The sequence below is a fragment of the Nonomuraea sp. NPDC001636 genome (assembly GCF_040298265.1).
Taxonomy (GTDB): Bacteria; Actinomycetota; Actinomycetes; order Streptosporangiales; family Streptosporangiaceae; genus Nonomuraea.
Genome location: NZ_JBEOZT010000008.1, coordinates 169,074 through 186,139, shown reverse-complemented (window position 1 = coordinate 186,139; position 17,066 = coordinate 169,074). Strand labels below are relative to the sequence as shown.

The window sequence follows — 17,066 nt, the reverse complement described above, 5'->3', positions numbered from 1 at the left end:
CAATGGCTCCTAGAAGGGAGGGACGTCAGTGCCGGTGGCCCCAGAGGTCGGGACCGGGGATCTCGGTGACCTGCCAGGTCGCGTCGTCGATGAGCACGCCGCCGCTGCCGAACTCGGTGTGCACGCCCACCGGGGACTCGGCGTAGAAGGAGAACATCTGGTCGTTGCTGTGCCGGCCGAGCGTCATGGTGACCGGGACGTCGCGGTCCAGCACCAGGTCGTAGGTGCGCCCGACCTGGTCCATGTCGGGCACCTCCAGCATGAAGTGGTGCAGGAACGGCTGGTGGATGCCGAAGAACGGGCCGTCCACGAAGGCGATGCTGTGGTGGCGCGGGTTCGTGTGCAGGAACGTGGCCTGGAACGGCCTGCGCATCGTGTCGCTGATCTTGAACCCCAGGACGTCGGTGTAGAACCGCTGCTGGGCCGCCACGTCCGGGCTCGCCAGCACCACGTGGCCGAGGCCGAGGTCGCCCGTGACGAACCGCTCGATGTCGCGCGCCGAGGTGAACTGCCCCTCGCCCGCCGAGGCCCCGTGGAACAGCTCGACCCGGTTGCCCGCCGGGTCGAGGAAGTGCGCCATGCCGGCCACGCGGCGGATCTCCAGCTCGCGCTGGGTCGCCTGGCGGGCCACGACGCCGTGGTCGCTCAGCTCGTCGAGCGCGGCGCTCAGCGCGCCGGCGTCGGCGACCTCCCAGCCGTAGTAGGCGCCGCCGTCCTGCTCGCCGGCCTCGACGGTGATGCGGTGGTGCACGTCGTCGATGCGGAAGTGGGTGGCGCCGTCCTCCCCCGCGACCCGCTGCATGCCGAGGATGTCCGTGGCGTAGGCGGTGAAGGCGTCCGGCTCGCGCGCGGACAGGCCGAGGTAGCCGAGCTGCTTGATGTCCATGCCTGATGTCTCCTGTCGTACGGGGTCAGAACGCGTCGGTGAGGAAGCCCCGCAGCAGCGCCGCGTACTCGGCGGCGCGCTCGATCTGCACCCAGTGGCCGCAGTGCGGGAAGATGTGCAGCTGCGCGTTGGGCAGGTGCTGCTGGAGGAAGACACTGGAGTCGGGGGTGACGAACCGGTCCTCCCGGCCGTGCACGACGAGGAACGGGTGCGGCATCCGGCGCAGCGCCGACGGCGGCACGGCCATCTCGGCGGGCGAGGAGGAGAAGAAGCGCTCGAAGGAACGCCGCACCTCGGGCCGCATGACCTCCTGGTAACGCGTCCTGGTGATCTCCGAGATCGACGTGCCGAGCGCGTCCTCGTCGTAGACGAACCACTTGGTGAGGTTCTCCAGGGCGCTGATCGTCGGGTCCTTGTAGAAGGACACCATCCGCATGACCTCGGGCGTCGGCTGCGAGTGCCCGCCCGCGCTGCCCATCAGGGAGATCCGGTCGAAGCGCTGCGGCGCCGTCATCACCAGGTGCATGGCCAGGGCGCCGCCCATCGAGTTGCCGACCAGGTGCGCCCGTTCGACGCCGCGGGCGTCCATCAGGGCGAGCACCTGCTCGACCCGCAGGCGCATCCAGCCGGTCAGGCTGCCCGGCATGTCCTCGGGATGGTCGGTGCGGCCGTAGCCGACGAGGTCGGGGGCCAGCACGTGGTAGTCGTCGCTGAGGGCGGGCATGAAGCCGCTCCAGTTGGACATCGCGTTGGCGCCGGGGCCGCCGCCGTGCAGCAGGATCACGGTCTCGCGGTCGTCGTCGCCGCTTTCCAGAAAAAATGTGGAATAGCCGTTGGTCTCGACGGTGCGCTCGGTCACTGGAATGGGTTCCTTCCCGTGCTGTACGGGCATTGCCCGGCATGATCTGTTGATCGGGCGGACGGCTGAGATCGGCCCGCGGGGCGACGGCGGGGCTTGCCACCCGCACCCCTCGCATTGCTAACTTGTGCGCTGTCGCACCACCGTAGACGGACACCACGTTGATGCGCTTCGTACGATCTGTCGTTAGTTGTCGGCGCCGATCCGACGCTGTGTCGCAGGAGAGGAGCAACCCCGGTGAGCCTTGATGACGCCGTGCAAGATCTGGCCGATCGCCTGGGCGTGGCGCTCGTGGTGGTCGATCGTGACCTGAGGACCGCGGCGTTCAGCGTCCACGACACCGACGCGCGGCTCGCCCGGCTGGCCCGGTTGCTCGCCGGCTCGACCGCCCCGCTGACGAAGCCGCTGGTGGAGCAGCATCGGCTGCGCCAGGCCAGGCACGGCGTGCGGGTCCCCCAGGACGACGGCGAGCTGGTCGTGCTGCCGTTGCGCCATGAGCAGCAACTGCTCGGCTACGTCTATTACGTCGAGGACCGGGAGACGCCGCGCGCCGACGACCTCGCGGTGCTGGAATCGGCCGCGCCGGAAATGGGGGCGCTGCTGTCACTGCGCATGTCCGACCGCCGGCACGGCACCGAGAATTCCCGGCAGCTGCTCGCGGAATTGCTCGGAGAATCACCGGAGAAACGCGCGAAGGCGGCCGGGAAACTCGTGCGGGACAATCTCATCGACGATGTCGAGCATTATTCGGTGCTCGTTCTCCGGGCCCCCGAGTCGGCGCCCAGATCCATTACCCGGCTGGCCGTCGAGGCGACCCTTGAATTCACCACCAGATCGACGACGGTGAAAATCGTCGGCGCCGTTCTCGGGGCCGAGGGAATCGTTCTCTTCCCGCGTCCGGTGAATCACGACAGGCTCGAACGCGCGCTCGCCGGGCCCGGCCTGGAGGCGGTCGTGGCGGGCGTGGGCAGCGTGAAGCCGTCGCTGGCGGAGGCGGTCGACTCCTACCACGAGGCCCGGCTCGCCCAGCGCGCCGCGCGCCTCGATCCGCAGCGGTACGGCAAGCGCGTCTTCTGGGCCGAGCTCGGCCTCGACCGCCTGTTCCTGCAGCTGCCGCTCGACCGGCTGACGCCGAGCCAGTTCCCCGACGGCGTGCGGCGCCTGCTGGACGCGCCACACGGCGTCGAGCTCGCGGCGACGCTGGAGGGCTACCTCGACAGCGGCGGCGAGATCCAGAGCGCGGCGCGGCGGCTGCGCATCCACCGCAGCACGCTCTACTACCGGCTCGACCGCATCCGCGAGGTCATCGGCTGCGACATCACGGACGGGTCGATCCGCCTCGAACTGCACGCCGGTCTCCGCATCGCCCGCCTCGCCGGCCTGTGGCCGCACGAGTGAGCCCGGCGGCGCGACGGCCGGCGGCCTCGACACCGGCCTCGACACCGGCCTCGCCGCCCTGGCTCCTCGCGCGGCTGCGCGAGCTGACCGCCGCGGCCCGGCGCAGATGAGCGGTTGGCCCCCTTGTGAGGCTGACGTCGGACGGCCTCAGCAGAGGGGACCGCTGTTGCGCGGAGCTGACCCCGCGGCTTGCACCGCCGTCGGTGTCAGTCGTCGAGGGCCTGGTAGAGGGTGGTCCAGAAGTCGTTCATCAGGTGGGCCGGGTTCGGGACGGTGTAGCCGAGCTGGCAGAGCAGGATGCCGGTGAGCCCGTTGACCGGGTCGGCGTAGGCCGAGGTGCCGCTGCCGCCGTCCCAGCCGAACTGGCCGATCGGGGCGTAGTCACCGCGGTAGGTGCGCACCGCCATGCCCATGCCCCAGCCGCCCTGCTGCCCCTGCCCGAAGGAGATGTGCACGTTGTTCCTGGCCAGGGCGGTACGGGCGTCGTTCTGCCGCGGGGTGAGCCGGTTGGTGGTCATCAGCTCGACGGCGGGCCGGGACAGGACGCGGGTGCCCTGGTGGGTGCCGCCGTTGAGCAACATCCGGAAGTAGGCGTGGTAGTCGTCGGCCGTGGACACCAGGCCGCCGCCGCCTCCCTGGAACGCCGGCGGCTTGCTCCACCGTCCGCCCTCGGGCTCGTCCCAGACGAGGAACTCGCCGGTGGCCGGGTCGGGGGCGTACAGGGCGGGCAGCCGGTCGATCTGGTCGGCGGGCACGTGGAAGCCGGTGTCGGTCATGCCGAGCGGTTCGAAGACGCGCTCACGCAGGAACTCCTCGAACGGCCGGCCGGTGACCCGGGAGACGAGCACGCCGACCAGGTCGCTGCTGATGTGGTACTGCCACTGCTCGCCCGGCTGGTACATCAGCGGCAGCTCGCCCAGGCGGCGCATCCACTCGTCCGGCTCGGGCACCTCGACCGGCAGGTTCGGGGTGAGGCCCCGCTCGAAGATCGCGTTCATGATCGGCTTGCCCAGCGCGGTGAAGTCCATGCCGAGCCCGAAGGTGGAGGTCAGCACGTCCCGCACGGTGATCGGCCGGTGGGCCGGGACGGTGTCGTCCAGCGGCGCGCCGGGGCTGGTGAGCACGCGCCGATCGGCCAGCTCGGGCAGCCACGGGTCGACCACGTCGTCCAGCCGCAGCCGGCACTCGTCCACCAGGACCATGGCCGCCGCGATCGAGACGGGCTTGGACGTGGAGGCCATCCGGAAGACGGTGTCGCGGCGCATGGGGGCGCCGCCGTCGTGCCGCATCGTGCCGATCGCCTCGACGTGCGTCTCCTCGCCGCGGCTCACCAGGGCGACCAGGCCCGGGATCCGCCCCGAGTCGACGTGCCGGGCCAGCACCTCGCGCAGCCTGCGCAGCCCCTGCTCGGAGAAGCCGTTCCCGCCGATTGCCATGATGGTGTCTCCTTGTCGCGGTGGTCGATCCGCCGGATCCGGTCCGGCGGCCATGCGTAGACCCTCGCGGAGAGCCCTGACACCGAGCCGTCACCGCACTGACACCGCCGCTGACACGACCGCTCCCGGCCCGCGGCATCGACGTGGGCCGTGCCGAGCGGTGCGACCCTAGCGCTTGACGGAGACCAGCCGGTCCACGGCGAACGGGACGATCCGCGGCTGCGCCGCCTTCGTGCGCGCCGCGCTCTCACCGCAGAGCCCCAGCAGCAGGTGGTCGACGGTGGCGTAGTCGATCGGGCTGATCACGATGTTGCCGTTCTCGTCCAGGCTCTGGTACTTCGTGCGGTTGACGCCCATGGAGAGCTGGCGGGCGCCGTCCGCGCTGGTGTAGGAGTCGGTGGCCATGCCGAAGACGCCGCCGCTGTGCCCCCAGAACCGTCCGCACGGCAGGTCGGTGGCGTAGATGCCGAGGCCGTAGGCGCCCGACACGCCGGCCACGGGCACGGTCTTCTGCATCTCGGCCAGCTCGGCCGGCCCGAGCAGCCCGCCGCGCAGCAGCACCCGGTAGAACTGGTTGAGGTCCTCCATCGTGGACACGACGGCGCCCGCCGTGGTGATCCACGACATGTTGTAGACGCTGTAGTCCTTGGGCGGGTCGATGAAGCCGAACATCGACTCGTACGCCTTGGAGTGCGGGCCGGGGATGACCGGCGTGCGCGGGAAGGACGTGTGCCGCAGCCCCGCCCTGCGGATGACGTCGCGGGTGATGTACTGCTCGGCGTTCTCGCCCGTCACCTTCTCCAGGAGCAGGCCGGCGATCAGGTAGTTGGTGTTGGAGTAGATCCCCGGCGTGGCGCCCGGCTCGCCGGTGGGCGTGGCGGCCAGGCCCAGCTCGACCAGCTCGCGGCGGGAGAAGGTGCGGAAACGGTTGTCGTCGAGGCTCTCGAACGTGCCCTGGAGCAGCGAGGGGAAGGCCGGGCCCACGTGGTCGGCGATGTGGCTCGTGTGGTTGAGCAACATCCGCACGGTGATCTTCTGGCCGCGCTCGCCCGGCACCACGTCGGGCAGGTAGCGGGCGATGGGGGCGTCCAGCTCGACGGCGCCGCGGGCCACCTGCTGGAGCAGCGCCACCGCGGTGAACGTCTTGGTGATGCTGCCGACCCGGTGCAGCATGCCGGGGCGCACGGGGCGCTTCGTGGCGACGTCGGCCACGCCGGAGGCGCCCCGCCAGCTGCGCTCGCCGTCGCGCACGGTCGAGTAGATGCCGTACATGCCGGCCTCGTGCACGGCGTCCAGCGACTGCCGCAGCGCCTGCCGGTCGAGCCCGTTCTCCCGGGCGGGGGCGGCCTGGGCGGGGCTGGCCGCCAGCACCATTCCGGCGGTCAGGGCGACGGCCGAGGCGTTCTTTCCAAGCGTCCGGAGGTTCATGGCGCAATCATGATCCAATCGCGGGTCCGCGGTCAGTCGCGGCTGTCATCGGCTGCACATGACAGGAGTCATGAACCGTCCCGCCGGGGCGGGCCCGTCAGGACGCTCGGCGGGCCTGTCCGAGGCCGCGGATCAGCTCGGCGAGCGTTCCCTCGTCGGCGCCGAACGTGATGCGGACATGGGTGTCGGGAGCGTGCATGTCGGCGCCGCGCACGGTCGCGATGCCGTTCCGCAGGAGTGCGCGGTCGATGGCGGCCGGGGTGTCGCCGAGGCGTGCGCAGTCGGCGAGCAGGAAGGCGCCGCCGGTGGGCCGGACGGGCCGGGGGAAGCCGCTCGCGGCGAGCCCGTCGCAGACGAGGTCGCGCTTGGCCTGGTAGGTGGAGAGCGCCAGGTCGAGCCAGTCGCGCGGGCCGGTGAGGGCGGCGACCGCGGCCCGCTGCGGAACCACTCCGCAACACACCGCCTCCCACTCGAAGCGGCGGTTGAGCGCGTCGATGATGGGTGGCGGCGCCAGGACGTAGCCGAGCCGCCAGCTGGCCAGCGCGTAGTACTTGCTGAGGCTGGTGACGGTGACCAGGTGCGGCCAGCGGCCGGCGAACGCCTCCACCGGGTGGTAGCGGTGGCCGTCGTAGGTGAAGTGCTGCCATGAGTCGTCGGAGATGACGAGGAGCCCGTGGCGGGCGGCGAGGTCGACCACGGCCGCCAGGGTCGCGGCGTCGGGGAGATAGCCCGTCGGATTGGTCGGATTGCACAGCAGCACGGCCCGGCTGCGGCTCGTGACGGCGGCCTCCAGGCCGGCCAGGTCGAGCGCCCAGCCGTCGCTCTCGCGGGACGGGACGGCGACGGGCGTCGCGCCGGCCTCGCGGATGGCGCCGTCGAAGAAGTAGGTGGGGGTCGGCACGATCACCTCGTCGCCCGGTGCGAGCACCGTGCGCAGCACGAGGGAGAGCCCCTGCATCGCTCCGTGGGTGATCAGCAGGCGGCGCTCGGGATCGACGCGCAGGCCGTGCTCGCGCTCCAGTTCGGCGGCGATCGCGGCGCGCAGTTCCGGCAGGCCACGGGTGTCGCGCGGGTCGGGCAGGTCCATCGCGCCCGCCACCGCCCGCCGTACGTGCTCGGGCATGGGCAGGATCGGGGCGCCGACGAGCGGGAGCATCCGCACACCGTCGCGTGCGCCGCGCTCCGCGCGGGCGCGGGTGCTCATCGCCCCCAGCGCCGGGAAGTCGCTCGCGGCGGGAAGGGACCAGGAGTTTCGCTGCATGGGACGAAGCATCGCATACTGAGATATCAACAACAAGAACAAATATCTCTAGTCGCTGCACGACGGCCGAACTGCTGTATCAACGCTGTGAATTGGTATTCTGGCGCGATGTCCGACATCCATGGCGTGGTCCGCGGAACGCCGCACATCCCCGCGCTGCTGCTGGTCGGCACGGACGAGACCGGCCTCGACCGCACGAGCCAGGCCTACCGGGCGATCAGGCGCCAGATCATCGACCTGACGCTACCGCCCGGCAGCAGTTTCACCGAGACGTCGCTCGCGGAGCAATGGCGTATCAGCAAGACGCCGGTGCGCGAGGCGCTGGCCCGGTTGCGGCGCGACGGGCTCGTGACCGCGCTCCCGCGCGCGGGCTACGTCGTCAGCCCGATCACGTTGCAGGACACCGACGCTCTGTGCGCGCTGCGGACGCTGCTGTCCGGCGAGGCGGCCGCCGCCGCGGCGCGCCTCGGAGTCACGGCGCCGGCGCTCGAACGGCTCGAAGCGCTGTCCCAGGTGCCCGTCGCGCTCGCGGCGGGCGAGGTGGAACAGGAGGAGTCGCTGCGGGCCGGCATCGAGTTCGAGGGCATCATCGCCAACTTCAGCGGCAACCCTCGCCTCGGCAAGGCGATCGTGGACGTGCTCGACGAGCTGGAACGGGTTCTGCGCATGGCCGCGTTGATCGATCCCGGCATCGCGAGCCCGCCCGGCGAGCTGGGAGCCGTCTACGAGGGGCTGCACGCGCGTGACGCGGACGCCGCCCGGGACGCTATGCGCGCGCGGTGCGAGCGCGTGCGCCGCGACCTGCTGGAGGTTCTGGCGAAGAGCACGTCGGTGAGCCGGGCGCACATCGAGCTGCCCGCCTCGCGCCCGCCGGCCTAGCCGGCGCCGGACGGGGGCCGGGCCTCCGGGGTGCGGCGCGAGGCCGGTCGGCGGCCGGGCCGTCCGACCGGGCCTCCGGGGTGCGGCGCGAGGCCGGGCCGTCCGGTCAGACCGCCGTCGGGAAGGAGAGGTCGCCGCGGTGGCGCGGGCCGTCCTCCCGCTCCTCCGGCCACCGGCTGGTGACGGCCTTCGCACGCGTGTAGAACGCGACGCCCTCCGGACCGTGCATGTGGTGGGCGCCGAACAGCGACTGCTTCCAGCCGCCGAACGAGTGGAACGCCATGGGCACCGGGATCGGCACGTTGACGCCGATCATCCCGACCTGCACGGAGCGCTGGAAGAGGCGCGCCGCGTGGCCGCCCCTGGTGAAGATCGCCGTGCCGTTGGCCAGGTTGTTGCCGTTGATCAGGTCGATCGCCTCCTCCAGCGAGCCGACCCGCACGACGACGAGCACCGGGCCGAAGATCTCGTCGCGGTAGACGTCCATCTCGGGCGTGACGTGATCGAACAGCGTCGGCCCGACGAAGAAGCCCTCGCCCCCGAGGTCGAGCGCGCGCCCGTCGAGGACGAGGTCGGCGCCCGCGGCGACGCCGGAGTCGATGTGGCCTCTGATCCGTTCGAGCGCCTCCGCCGACACGACCGGCCCCATCTCGGACCCGGCCGCCAGCCCCGGTCCGACCTTGATCGCCTGCGCCTTCTCGCGCATCAGCTCGACGAGCGGCCCGGCCACGTCGCCGACCGCGACGGCGACCGAGATCGCCATGCAGCGCTGGCCCGCCGAGCCGTACCCGGCCGCCACCAGATGGTCGGCGGCGTGGTCGAGGTCGGCGTCGGGCAGCACGACGGCGTGGTTCTTGGCGCCGCCGAGCGCCTGGACGCGCTTGCCCGCCGCGGTCGCGCGCTCGTACACGTACCGCGCGACCGGCGTCGAGCCGACGAACGACACGCCGGCGATGTCCGGGTGGTCGAGGATCGCGTCGACCGCGACCTTGTCGCCGTGGACGACGTTGAAGACGCCGTCGGGCAGACCGGCCTCGGCGTAGAGGTCGGCGATGAGGTTGGCCGCCGACGGGTCGCGTTCGGAGGGCTTGAGCACGAACGTGTTGCCGGTCGCGATCGCGATCGGATGCATCCACAGCGGGACCATGGCGGGAAAGTTGAACGGCGTGATCCCGGCGCAGACGCCGAGCGGCTGCCGGAACGAGAACAGGTCGACGTCGGTCGAGACCTGGTCGGAGTACTCGCCTTTGAGCAGGTGCGGGATCCCGCAGGCGAAGTCGATCACCTCCAGGCCGCGGACGAGCTCGCCTCTGGCGTCGTCGAGGACCTTGCCGTGCTCGGCGGAGACCAGCCGCGCCAGGTCGTCGAGGTGCTTGTCGACCAGCTCGCGGAAGGCGAACATCAAGCGCGAGCGCCGCATGACCGAGGTGTCGGCCCAGCCCGGCAGGGCGGCACGCGCGGCCCGTACCGCGGCGTCGACGTCGGCGGGCTCGGCCAGCAGCACGTCGGCCTGATGCGCGCCGGTCGCGGGGTTCCATACCGGGGCGGTCCGGCTCGACCGGCCGGCGGTCTCGCGGCCGTCGATCCGGTGCCGGATCATCCTGACTGTCCCTGTGCTCACAGAAAGCTCACCTTCTCGTGGGGTGCTGGTTGCGGGTGTTCGGCGGCGCCGCGTCAGACGATCAGGTCGCCGCCGTTGATGTCGATGGCGGCCCCGGTGATGTACGCCGCGCGGTCCGAGGCGAGGAAGGCGACGAGCTCGGCGACCTCCCAGGGCTGCCCGACGCGGGGCACCGGGAACGACCGGGTGGCGCGTTCGAGTGCCGCTCCTGGCAGCAGCGCGCGGGCCATCGGGGTGTCGATGAGTCCCGGGCAGACGGCGTTCACGGTGATCCCGTCGGGTCCGTAGTCCTTCGCCAGGTGCCGGGTGAGCCCGAGGACGCCGTGCTTCGCCGTCGTGTAATGGGCGCCGCCCGCGGTGCTGATGGTCTTGCCGGCGGTGGAGGAGAAGTTGACGATGCGGCCCCAGCTCCGGGCGCGCATCGCGGGAAGCGCCTGCCGGCAGCACAGGACCGTCCCGAGCACGTTGACCGCCAGCACCTGGTTCCACTCGGCCCGGGTGATCTCCTCGAACGGCGTCGGCGGTGCGACGCCCGCGGCGTTGACCAGGATGTCCACCCGCGACAGCGCCGCCAGCAGCGCGGCGAACGCCCGCTCGACCTGGTCGCCGTCCGTGACGTCCACCGCGAGCGACCGGACGCGGTCCGCCGGCACGGCCAGCGTCGCCGCCAGCTCTCCGGGGCCGGGCGCGGCCAGGTCGAACACCGCGACGGTGGCGCCGCGGCGGGCCAGCGCGTGTGCCGCGGCCAGGCCCATGCCGCCGGCCCCGCCGGTCACGATCGCGACCCGGCCCGCCAGCTCGCGCTCGTCGGCGCCGGTCGGCGCCCGCAGCCCCTCGGCGGTGCTCATGAGCCCGCCAGGACGGCACGCGCCCGGCCGAAGGCGGCTGCGGCCCGTTCGAGCTGGCCGGCGGTGTGCGCGGCCGAGACCTGCACCCTGATCCGCTCCTCGCCGGCCGGGACGACCGGGTGGGAGAGCGCGAAGGCGAGCACGCCCTCGCGGCGGAGCGCCGCCGCCACGTCGAGGGCCAGCGTGCCGCCGCGCAGCATCACGGGGATGATCGGATGCTCCCCCGGCGGCACCTCGTAGCCGAGGTCGTGCAACGCCCGGCGCAGCCAGGCGGTGTTGGCGGCCAGGCGTTCCCGCAGGTCGGGACGGCGTCGTGCGATGCGGATCGCCGCCAGCGCCGCCCCGGCCAGCGCGGGGGCCATGGCGTTGGTGAAGATGTAGGGCCGCGAGACCTGGCGCAGCGTCTCGACCAGCGCGCGGTCGCCCGCGACGAAGCCGCCGGCCGCGCCGCCCAGTGCCTTGCCGAGCGTCCCCGTCAGCACGTCGACGCGTCCCTTCAGGCCGAAGTGCTCGGCGGTGCCCCCGCCGGTCGTGCCCAGCACCCCGGTGGCGTGCGAGTCGTCGACCACGAGCACCGCGTCGTGGCGTTCGGCCAGCTCGCAGAGCCGGGGCAGGGCGGCGACGTCGCCGTCCATGCTGAAGACGCCGTCGGTGACGATGAGGCGGTGGCGCGCGCCGGCGAACTCGGTGAGGTGGCGTTCGAGCTCGTCGAGGTCGCCGTGGGCGAAGACGCGCCGCCGGGCCCGGCTGAGGCGGATGCCGTCGATCAGGCTGGCGTGGTTGAGCGCGTCGCTGAGGACGACGTCCTGCGGGCCGAGCAGGGCGTCGAAGAGGCCGAGGTTCGCGTCGAAGCACGAGGTGTACAGCACGGCGTCCTCGGCGCCGACCAGCTCGGCGATGCCGGCCTCCAGCTCGCCGTGGACGGCCCGGGTGCCGCAGAGCACGCGGCCGGCCGCCACCCCGAGCCCCGTCTCGCGCAGCGCCCGCCGGGCCGCGTCGAGGACCTCCGGGTCGCCGGCGAGCCCGAGGTAGTCGTTGGAGGCGAAGTTCACCAGCCACTCCCCTCCCACGCCGAGCGCCGGCCCCTGGGCGCCGGAGACCACGAGGTCGCGGCGCAGCCCGGTGGTCGCCCGGCGTTCGTCGAGCTCGGCCCGGAGCCGGTGCAGCAGCGCGGCGTTCACGCCCCGCCTCCCTGCCGGTCGGCGGCGGTCATGACAGGCTCCCGTCCAGCCGCTCCATCCGGCGTCCCGCGGTGAGCAGGACGGCCAGCCCGGCGGCCATGATGATCGCGATGGCCAGCAGCGCGTACGTGAAGCTGCCGGTCGCGGACGCGATCGTGCCGGTGAAGTAGGGACCGATGAATCCGCTGACGTTGCTGACGGAGTTGATCAGCGCGATGCCGGAGGCGGCGGCCGCCTCGGTCAGGCCGATCGCCGGGATCCGCCAGAACTGCGGCATCGCGGTGATGATCCCGGCGACGCTCAGGCAGACGGCGAGCACGAACAGCGTGCCGCTGCTGGTGAAGGTCGCCAGCAGCAGCCCCGCCGCGCCGAGGGCCATCGGCACGGCCGTGGCCGTCACCGCCGTCCAGCGCGCGGCGAGGCGAGCCCAGGTCAGAAGGGTGACCGCGGCCACCACGTAGGGGATCGCGGACAGCAGCACGCTGCTGACGTCGGCGGAGTCACCGACGCTCCGCGTGATGGACCTGATCATCGTGGGCAGGAAGAACTGCAGCGGATAGAGCCCGAACGCGATCGCGAACCACGTCACGGCCATCGCCCACACCCGGCCGCTGGTCAGCGCCTGGCGCAGCCCGGTGAGCGCCCCGCGGGCGCGCTGTTCGGCGGCTTCGGCGGCCAGGACGTTCTCGATGGTGGCCTTCTCCTCGTCGTCAAGCCAGCGCGCGTCGGCAGGGCGGTTCGGCAGGAAGACGAAGATCAGGACGCTGACGACGACCGTCAGGATGCCCTCGACGAGGAACAGCGCCCGCCAGCCCGCGACGCCGAACAGGCTCTGGCCCCACTCCAGCAGCGCGGCGGCCAGCGGAGAGCCGATGATCGAGGACAGCGGGATCATCACGATGAAGGTGGACAGCGCCCAGGACCGCTGGCGGCGCGGGAACCAGAACGTCAGGTAGAGCAGGATCCCGGCGGCCAGACCGGCTTCGGCGAACCCGAGGAGGAGCCGCGCGGCGAACAGTGCGGCCGGGGAGTTCACGGCCGCGGTCGCCGCCGTGACCAGCCCCCACGTGATCATGATGCGGGCGATCCACTTCCGCGCGCCGAACCGGCTCAGCATCATGTTGCTCGGCACTTCGAACAGGACGTAGCCGATGAAAAACAGTCCGGCGGCCAGGCCGATCTGGCCGCTGCCGAGGCCCAGGTCACGGGACATGGGCGCGGCGATGTATCCGACGTTGGCGCGGTCGATGTAGCTGGCCACGTAGGCGAGGCCGACCAGGGGCATGATCCGGACACCCACCTTGCGCCAGGTGCGCGGTGAGACGGTGCTCGGTGGGGTCGCGACGGGTGAACTCATGGGGGGTTCCATTCGGTCTGGGGGGTGTGCGGCGGCTTAGCGCGCCCGGCCTCGCAGCCTGGCGGTGGCGTCCCGGTCGATCACGCCGTCCGCGGTGATCACGACGCCGTAGTCCCGTTCGGCTCCCTCGTGGGTCACCTTGCCGTCGAGGACGTCTTCGAGGACGAGTTCGGGGACGCGTTCGAAGGGGACGCCGTGCCCGCCGCCGCCGGCGGTCACGTGCCGGTGGCGGGTCCCCGCGGTCATCTCGAAGTGCGGTTTGGACTCCAGCACCCGTTCACCGGGACCGCCGGGGTCGAGCATGTTGAGCGAGGGCGTTCCCGGCGCGCCGCCGGCCAGCCCGTACGGCAGGAACCTGCGCCGGTCGGACCTGATCTGCACCTTGGCCTCGGCCGCCAGCAGCGTCATGTCGCGGAAGGTCGCCAGGCCACCGCGCCAGCGGCCCGCTCCGCCGCTGTCGGGGAGGTAGCCGTACCCGTCGATCCGGAGGTGACCGGAGCGTTCCAGCTCCTCGACCGGCGTGTTGGTCAGGTTCGCGCCCAGGGAGCTGATCCCGTCCACGCCGTCGCGGTCGGGACGCGCGCCCCACGCGCCCGCCAGCGGGTCCCACAGCACCATGGACTCCCCGTCCGGCCCGACGAGGCCGATCGCGATCCCGTCGGGTCCGCCTTCCCCGGCGGCCGGCACCCGGGCGGGGAACACCGGGGCGAGCGCCCCGAGCACGGCGTCGATGATCCGGAACCCGACGAGCCCGCGGGCGCCGCGCGCGGCCGGCCGCCGGCCGTTGAGGATGGAGGCTTCCGGGATGACGAAACTGAACGGCCGGTAGAAGCCGCTGTTGGCCGGGATGTCGGAGGCGAGGACGCCCTGCAGGGCGGCGTAGGCGGCGGAGCGGGTGAAGGAGGCCGTCGCGTTGAGCGCTGAGTCCACCTGCGGCGAGGAGCCGGTGAAGTCGAGCTCGATCCCCGACGCCGACAGCGTGACCTTGACGCGGATCGGGATCGGCCCGGACCCCAGGCCGTCGTCGTCGATGTGGTCGAGAAACTCGTAGGCGCCCGGGACGGCCTCGGCGAGCGCGGCGCGCAGCAGGGTCTCGGAGTAGTCGAGCAGCTCGTCGACGAGGGCGGCGAGCCCGTGGACGCCGTGCCGCGCCGCGAGGGCGCGCAGCCCCTCGGCCCCGGTGTGGCAGGCCGCGAGCTGGGATTCGAGGTCGCCGCGCAGCAGCTCGGGCTCGCGGACGTTGCGCAGGATCAGCCGCAGGAACGTCTCGTTCACGGTGCCGGCCTCGACCAGGCACGACGGCGGGATCTGCACCCCTTCGGCGAAGATGCTGGTCGACTGCACGGCCATCGAACCGGCGGCCCACCCGCCGACGTCGGTGTGGTTGACGACCGTGACCGCGAAGCCCAGGAGGTCCTCCCCGGCGAACACCGGGGCGACCGCGAAGATGTCGGGCAGGTGCATGCCGCCCAGGGACGGGTCGTTGAGCAGGTAGACGTCTCCCGGACGGATCCGGTCGCCGAACTCGTCGAGGATCGCCTCCATGGCGTCCGGGATGGAGCCGAGGTGCACCGGCAGGGTGTTGGCCTGGGCGATCACCCGGCCCCGCGCGTCGCACAGGGCGGCGGAGAAGTCCATGCTGGAGGCCACGAGCTGCGAGTGAGCCGTGCGCAGGATCGTGATCGCCATCTCGTCGGCGATCCCGGTGACGGCGTTGCGGAAGACCTCGAAGGTCACGGCGTCGCGGATCATGAGGAGCTCCAGGTGATGACGATGTTGTTGAGCCGGTCGCGGTGCACCCGGGCGCCGGGCGGTACGAGGGTGGTGGCGTCCATGTCCTCGATGACCATCGGTCCCTCGACCGGTTCCGTACCGAGCTCCGACCGGCCCACGACGGGCGTGGGCACGGTCCGGTCGAACCGGCATTCGCGGACGGCGGGCTCGCCGCCGGGGGCGAGGGGCAGGCTCAGCACGTCCGCGATGGACACCGGGGTGGGCAGCCGGCCGCGTACCCGGAGGTTGACCAGCTCGACCAGCTCGTCGGTGCCGGCCCGGCCGTAGGTGCGCCGGTGCTCGGCGTGGAAGCGGGACCGCGTCTCGGCGAGCAGGTCCTCGGTGAGGTCGCCGTCGGGCACCCGGATCCGCAGATCGAACCGCTGGCCGCGGTAGCGCATGTCCAGGAGCCGGTCCACGACGGCGTCGGCGCCCAGCTGGTCGCGTACGTGGGCGGACAGCCGCGCGAACTCCGCGGCGAGCGCGGCCACGTCGGCGAAGCCGGCCCGGTACGGGGTGAGCTCCTGGCGTTCGGTGTCGGCCACGAGCAGGCCCAGGCTGCTGAACAGTCCCGGGTGCACGGGCACGATCACGGTCGAGATCCCCAGCTCGCGGGCCAGCGCGGCGGCGTAGAGAGGGCCCGCGCCGCCGAAGGCGACCATGGTGGCCTCCCGCGGGTCACGCCCTCGTTCGCTGGTCACCGCCTTGACCGCGGTCGTCATGCTCGACACCGCCACCTGGTACGCGCCGCGCGCGGCGCCCGCCACGTCGGCGCCGAGCCGCTCGGCCACCGGTGACAACGCCTTCACGGCCAGCTCCGGGTGGATCGCCACCCGGCCGCCGGCCAGCGCGTCGGGGCTGAGGTAGCCGAGCGTCACGTTGGCGTCGGTCAGGGTCGGCAGCTCGCCGCCCTGGCCGTAGCAGGCGGGACCGGGACGCGAGCCGGCGCTGACGGGCCCCACGTGCAGGGCGCCCGCCGCGTCGACGGAGATGATGCTGCCGCCGCCGGACCCGACCTCGGCGATGTCGATCGACGGCGCCCGCACCGGGTACCCGGCGCCGGAGCTGAGCCCGCGGGCGCCGTTCATGCCGCCGCCGACCTCGTAGTCGGCCGAGACGAACGGTTCGCCGTGCTCGATCAGGGACGCCTTCGCCGTGGTCCCGCCCATGTCGAACGCGACCACCGTGGACAGGCCGATCAGCTGGGCGAGCTTCTGCACGGCGGTGACACCGGCCGCCGGACCGGACTCGATGATCTGCACCGGCCGCCGCGCGACGGAGGCCGCGTCGAGCAGTCCGCCGCTGGACTGCATGACCAGCAGGGGCGCGCGCACCCTCGCCGAGCGCAGCCCCGCCTCCAGCCGGGTCAGGTAGCCGTGCACGGTGGGGCCGACGTAGGCGTTGACCGTGGCGGTGCTCATGCGCTCGAACTCGTGGGGCTGCGGGGAGACGTCGACCGACGCCGTGACGTACACGCCGGGCAGTTCGGCTCGCAGCAGTGCGGCGACCCGCCGTTCCTCGTCGGGGCGGACGTAGGAGTTGATCAGGCACACGGCCACCGCTTCGATGCCGTCCGCGCGCAGGCGTCCGGCCAGCGCGCGGATCTCGTCCTCGCTCGCCGGTGGGCCGAGCCGGCCGTCGGCCGTGATCCGCTGGTCGAGTTCGTGCCGGTCGCGGCGCCGGGCGAGGGGTTCGGGCTTGGACCATGACAGGTCGTAGAGCACCGGCCGGCGCAGCCGCCCGATCTCCAGCACGTCGCGGAAGCCGCGGGTGGTGACCACCGCGGTGCGCACGCCGTTCATCGACAGGATCGCGTTGGTGGCGACGGTCGTGCCGTGCAGCATCGCGACCACGGCCTCGGGCCGGGCCCCGGCCAGGGAGAGCACGGCGGTGGTCGCCGTCACCACGCCGGCGCCGTAGTCCGGCGGGGTGGACAGCACCTTCATGGGGACGACCTGGCCGTCCGGCCCCAGCGCGATGACGTCGGTGAAGGTGCCGCCGATGTCGGCGCCTACTCGCCAGCCGGCCGGTCGAGGATCGTGACTGGGGGGCACTGGATCTCCTTCGTTCTACGGAGCGACTGGGATCACAGTACGAGTGGGTTGAGATATCAGCAATGCCTAGTTGTCATTTTTATGC

13 protein-coding genes are annotated in these 17,066 nt (G+C 72.3%); 2 read left to right on the top strand and 11 right to left on the bottom strand.

What is annotated here, in order from left to right; translation table 11 throughout:
* Window positions 1-25 precede the first annotated feature (25 nt).
* Together ABT158_RS18160 and ABT158_RS18155 are read right to left on the bottom strand one after the other, a co-directional pair.
* On the bottom strand, window positions 26-886 hold the full coding sequence (locus tag ABT158_RS18160; protein ID WP_352354591.1) for a VOC family protein: 861 nt from the start codon (window positions 884-886) through the stop codon (window positions 26-28).
* A gap of 25 nt (window positions 887-911) precedes the next feature.
* Complete coding sequence (locus ABT158_RS18155; RefSeq protein ID WP_352354589.1) at window positions 912-1,745, bottom strand: alpha/beta fold hydrolase; 834 nt, start codon at window positions 1,743-1,745, stop codon at window positions 912-914.
* Window positions 1,746-1,982: 237 nt separating this feature from the next.
* Here ABT158_RS18155 and ABT158_RS18150 point away from each other — a divergent pair, with 237 nt between their 5' ends.
* Window positions 1,983-3,143: a PucR family transcriptional regulator gene (locus ABT158_RS18150; RefSeq protein WP_352354587.1), complete on the top strand. Its 1,161-nt coding sequence runs from the start codon at window positions 1,983-1,985 to the stop codon at window positions 3,141-3,143.
* A 206-nt stretch (window positions 3,144-3,349) separates the two neighbouring features.
* Here the strand turns inward: ABT158_RS18150 and ABT158_RS18145 are convergent, their stop codons facing one another.
* From ABT158_RS18145 to ABT158_RS18135, 3 genes are all read right to left on the bottom strand, one after another.
* Window positions 3,350-4,579, bottom strand: coding sequence for a serine hydrolase domain-containing protein (locus tag ABT158_RS18145; protein WP_352354585.1), 1,230 nt, complete (start codon window positions 4,577-4,579; stop codon window positions 3,350-3,352).
* 168 nt (window positions 4,580-4,747) lie between these two features.
* A complete protein-coding gene (locus ABT158_RS18140) occupies window positions 4,748-6,007 on the bottom strand; it encodes a serine hydrolase domain-containing protein (RefSeq protein ID WP_352354583.1) in 1,260 nt (419 codons plus the stop codon).
* Between the two features lie 97 nt (window positions 6,008-6,104).
* Window positions 6,105-7,268: a pyridoxal phosphate-dependent aminotransferase gene (locus tag ABT158_RS18135; protein WP_352354581.1), complete on the bottom strand. Its 1,164-nt coding sequence runs from the start codon at window positions 7,266-7,268 to the stop codon at window positions 6,105-6,107.
* 108 nt (window positions 7,269-7,376) lie between these two features.
* On the opposite strand from ABT158_RS18135, the gene ABT158_RS18130 reads away from it, so the two are divergent.
* Entirely contained in the window at window positions 7,377-8,147 is a 771-nt protein-coding gene (locus ABT158_RS18130) for a GntR family transcriptional regulator (protein WP_352354579.1), read from the top strand.
* Window positions 8,148-8,253: 106 nt separating this feature from the next.
* On the opposite strand, the gene ABT158_RS18125 is transcribed toward ABT158_RS18130, so the two are convergent.
* The 6 genes from ABT158_RS18125 to ABT158_RS18100 form a co-directional block, all read right to left on the bottom strand.
* Entirely contained in the window at window positions 8,254-9,747 is a 1,494-nt protein-coding gene (locus tag ABT158_RS18125) for a CoA-acylating methylmalonate-semialdehyde dehydrogenase (protein ID WP_352354806.1), read from the bottom strand.
* 74 nt (window positions 9,748-9,821) lie between these two features.
* Window positions 9,822-10,616, bottom strand: a complete 795-nt coding sequence (locus ABT158_RS18120; RefSeq protein WP_352354577.1) for an SDR family NAD(P)-dependent oxidoreductase — start codon at window positions 10,614-10,616, stop codon at window positions 9,822-9,824.
* Entirely contained in the window at window positions 10,613-11,797 is a 1,185-nt protein-coding gene (locus ABT158_RS18115) for a glycine C-acetyltransferase (protein ID WP_352354575.1), read from the bottom strand. The genes ABT158_RS18120 and ABT158_RS18115 overlap by 4 nt, the downstream gene beginning before the upstream one ends.
* 28 nt (window positions 11,798-11,825) lie before the next feature.
* Window positions 11,826-13,154: an MFS transporter gene (locus tag ABT158_RS18110; RefSeq protein WP_352354573.1), complete on the bottom strand. Its 1,329-nt coding sequence runs from the start codon at window positions 13,152-13,154 to the stop codon at window positions 11,826-11,828.
* Window positions 13,155-13,190: 36 nt separating this feature from the next.
* Window positions 13,191-14,906, bottom strand: coding sequence for a hydantoinase B/oxoprolinase family protein (locus tag ABT158_RS18105; protein WP_352354571.1), 1,716 nt, complete (start codon window positions 14,904-14,906; stop codon window positions 13,191-13,193).
* Window positions 14,903-16,981, bottom strand: coding sequence for a hydantoinase/oxoprolinase family protein (locus ABT158_RS18100; protein WP_352354569.1), 2,079 nt, complete (start codon window positions 16,979-16,981; stop codon window positions 14,903-14,905). Before ABT158_RS18100 ends, ABT158_RS18105 begins: the two co-directional genes overlap by 4 nt.
* Between the last annotated feature and the right edge of the window lie 85 nt (window positions 16,982-17,066).

What these genes read in the sequence shown, in the direction of transcription:
- ABT158_RS18130 (WP_352354579.1), top strand. Translation starts at nt 7,377, where the DNA reads ATGTCCGACATCCATGGCGTGGTCCGCGGAACGCCGCACATCCCCGCG.
- ABT158_RS18110 (WP_352354573.1), bottom strand. Translation starts at nt 13,154, where the DNA reads ATGAGTTCACCCGTCGCGACCCCACCGAGCACCGTCTCACCGCGCACC.
- ABT158_RS18140 (WP_352354583.1), bottom strand. Translation starts at nt 6,007, where the DNA reads ATGAACCTCCGGACGCTTGGAAAGAACGCCTCGGCCGTCGCCCTGACC.
- ABT158_RS18160 (WP_352354591.1), bottom strand. Translation starts at nt 886, where the DNA reads ATGGACATCAAGCAGCTCGGCTACCTCGGCCTGTCCGCGCGCGAGCCG.
- ABT158_RS18125 (WP_352354806.1), bottom strand. Translation starts at nt 9,747, where the DNA reads ATGATCCGGCACCGGATCGACGGCCGCGAGACCGCCGGCCGGTCGAGC.
- ABT158_RS18145 (WP_352354585.1), bottom strand. Translation starts at nt 4,579, where the DNA reads ATGGCAATCGGCGGGAACGGCTTCTCCGAGCAGGGGCTGCGCAGGCTG.
- ABT158_RS18120 (WP_352354577.1), bottom strand. Translation starts at nt 10,616, where the DNA reads ATGAGCACCGCCGAGGGGCTGCGGGCGCCGACCGGCGCCGACGAGCGC.
- ABT158_RS18135 (WP_352354581.1), bottom strand. Translation starts at nt 7,268, where the DNA reads ATGCAGCGAAACTCCTGGTCCCTTCCCGCCGCGAGCGACTTCCCGGCG.
- ABT158_RS18105 (WP_352354571.1), bottom strand. Translation starts at nt 14,906, where the DNA reads ATGATCCGCGACGCCGTGACCTTCGAGGTCTTCCGCAACGCCGTCACC.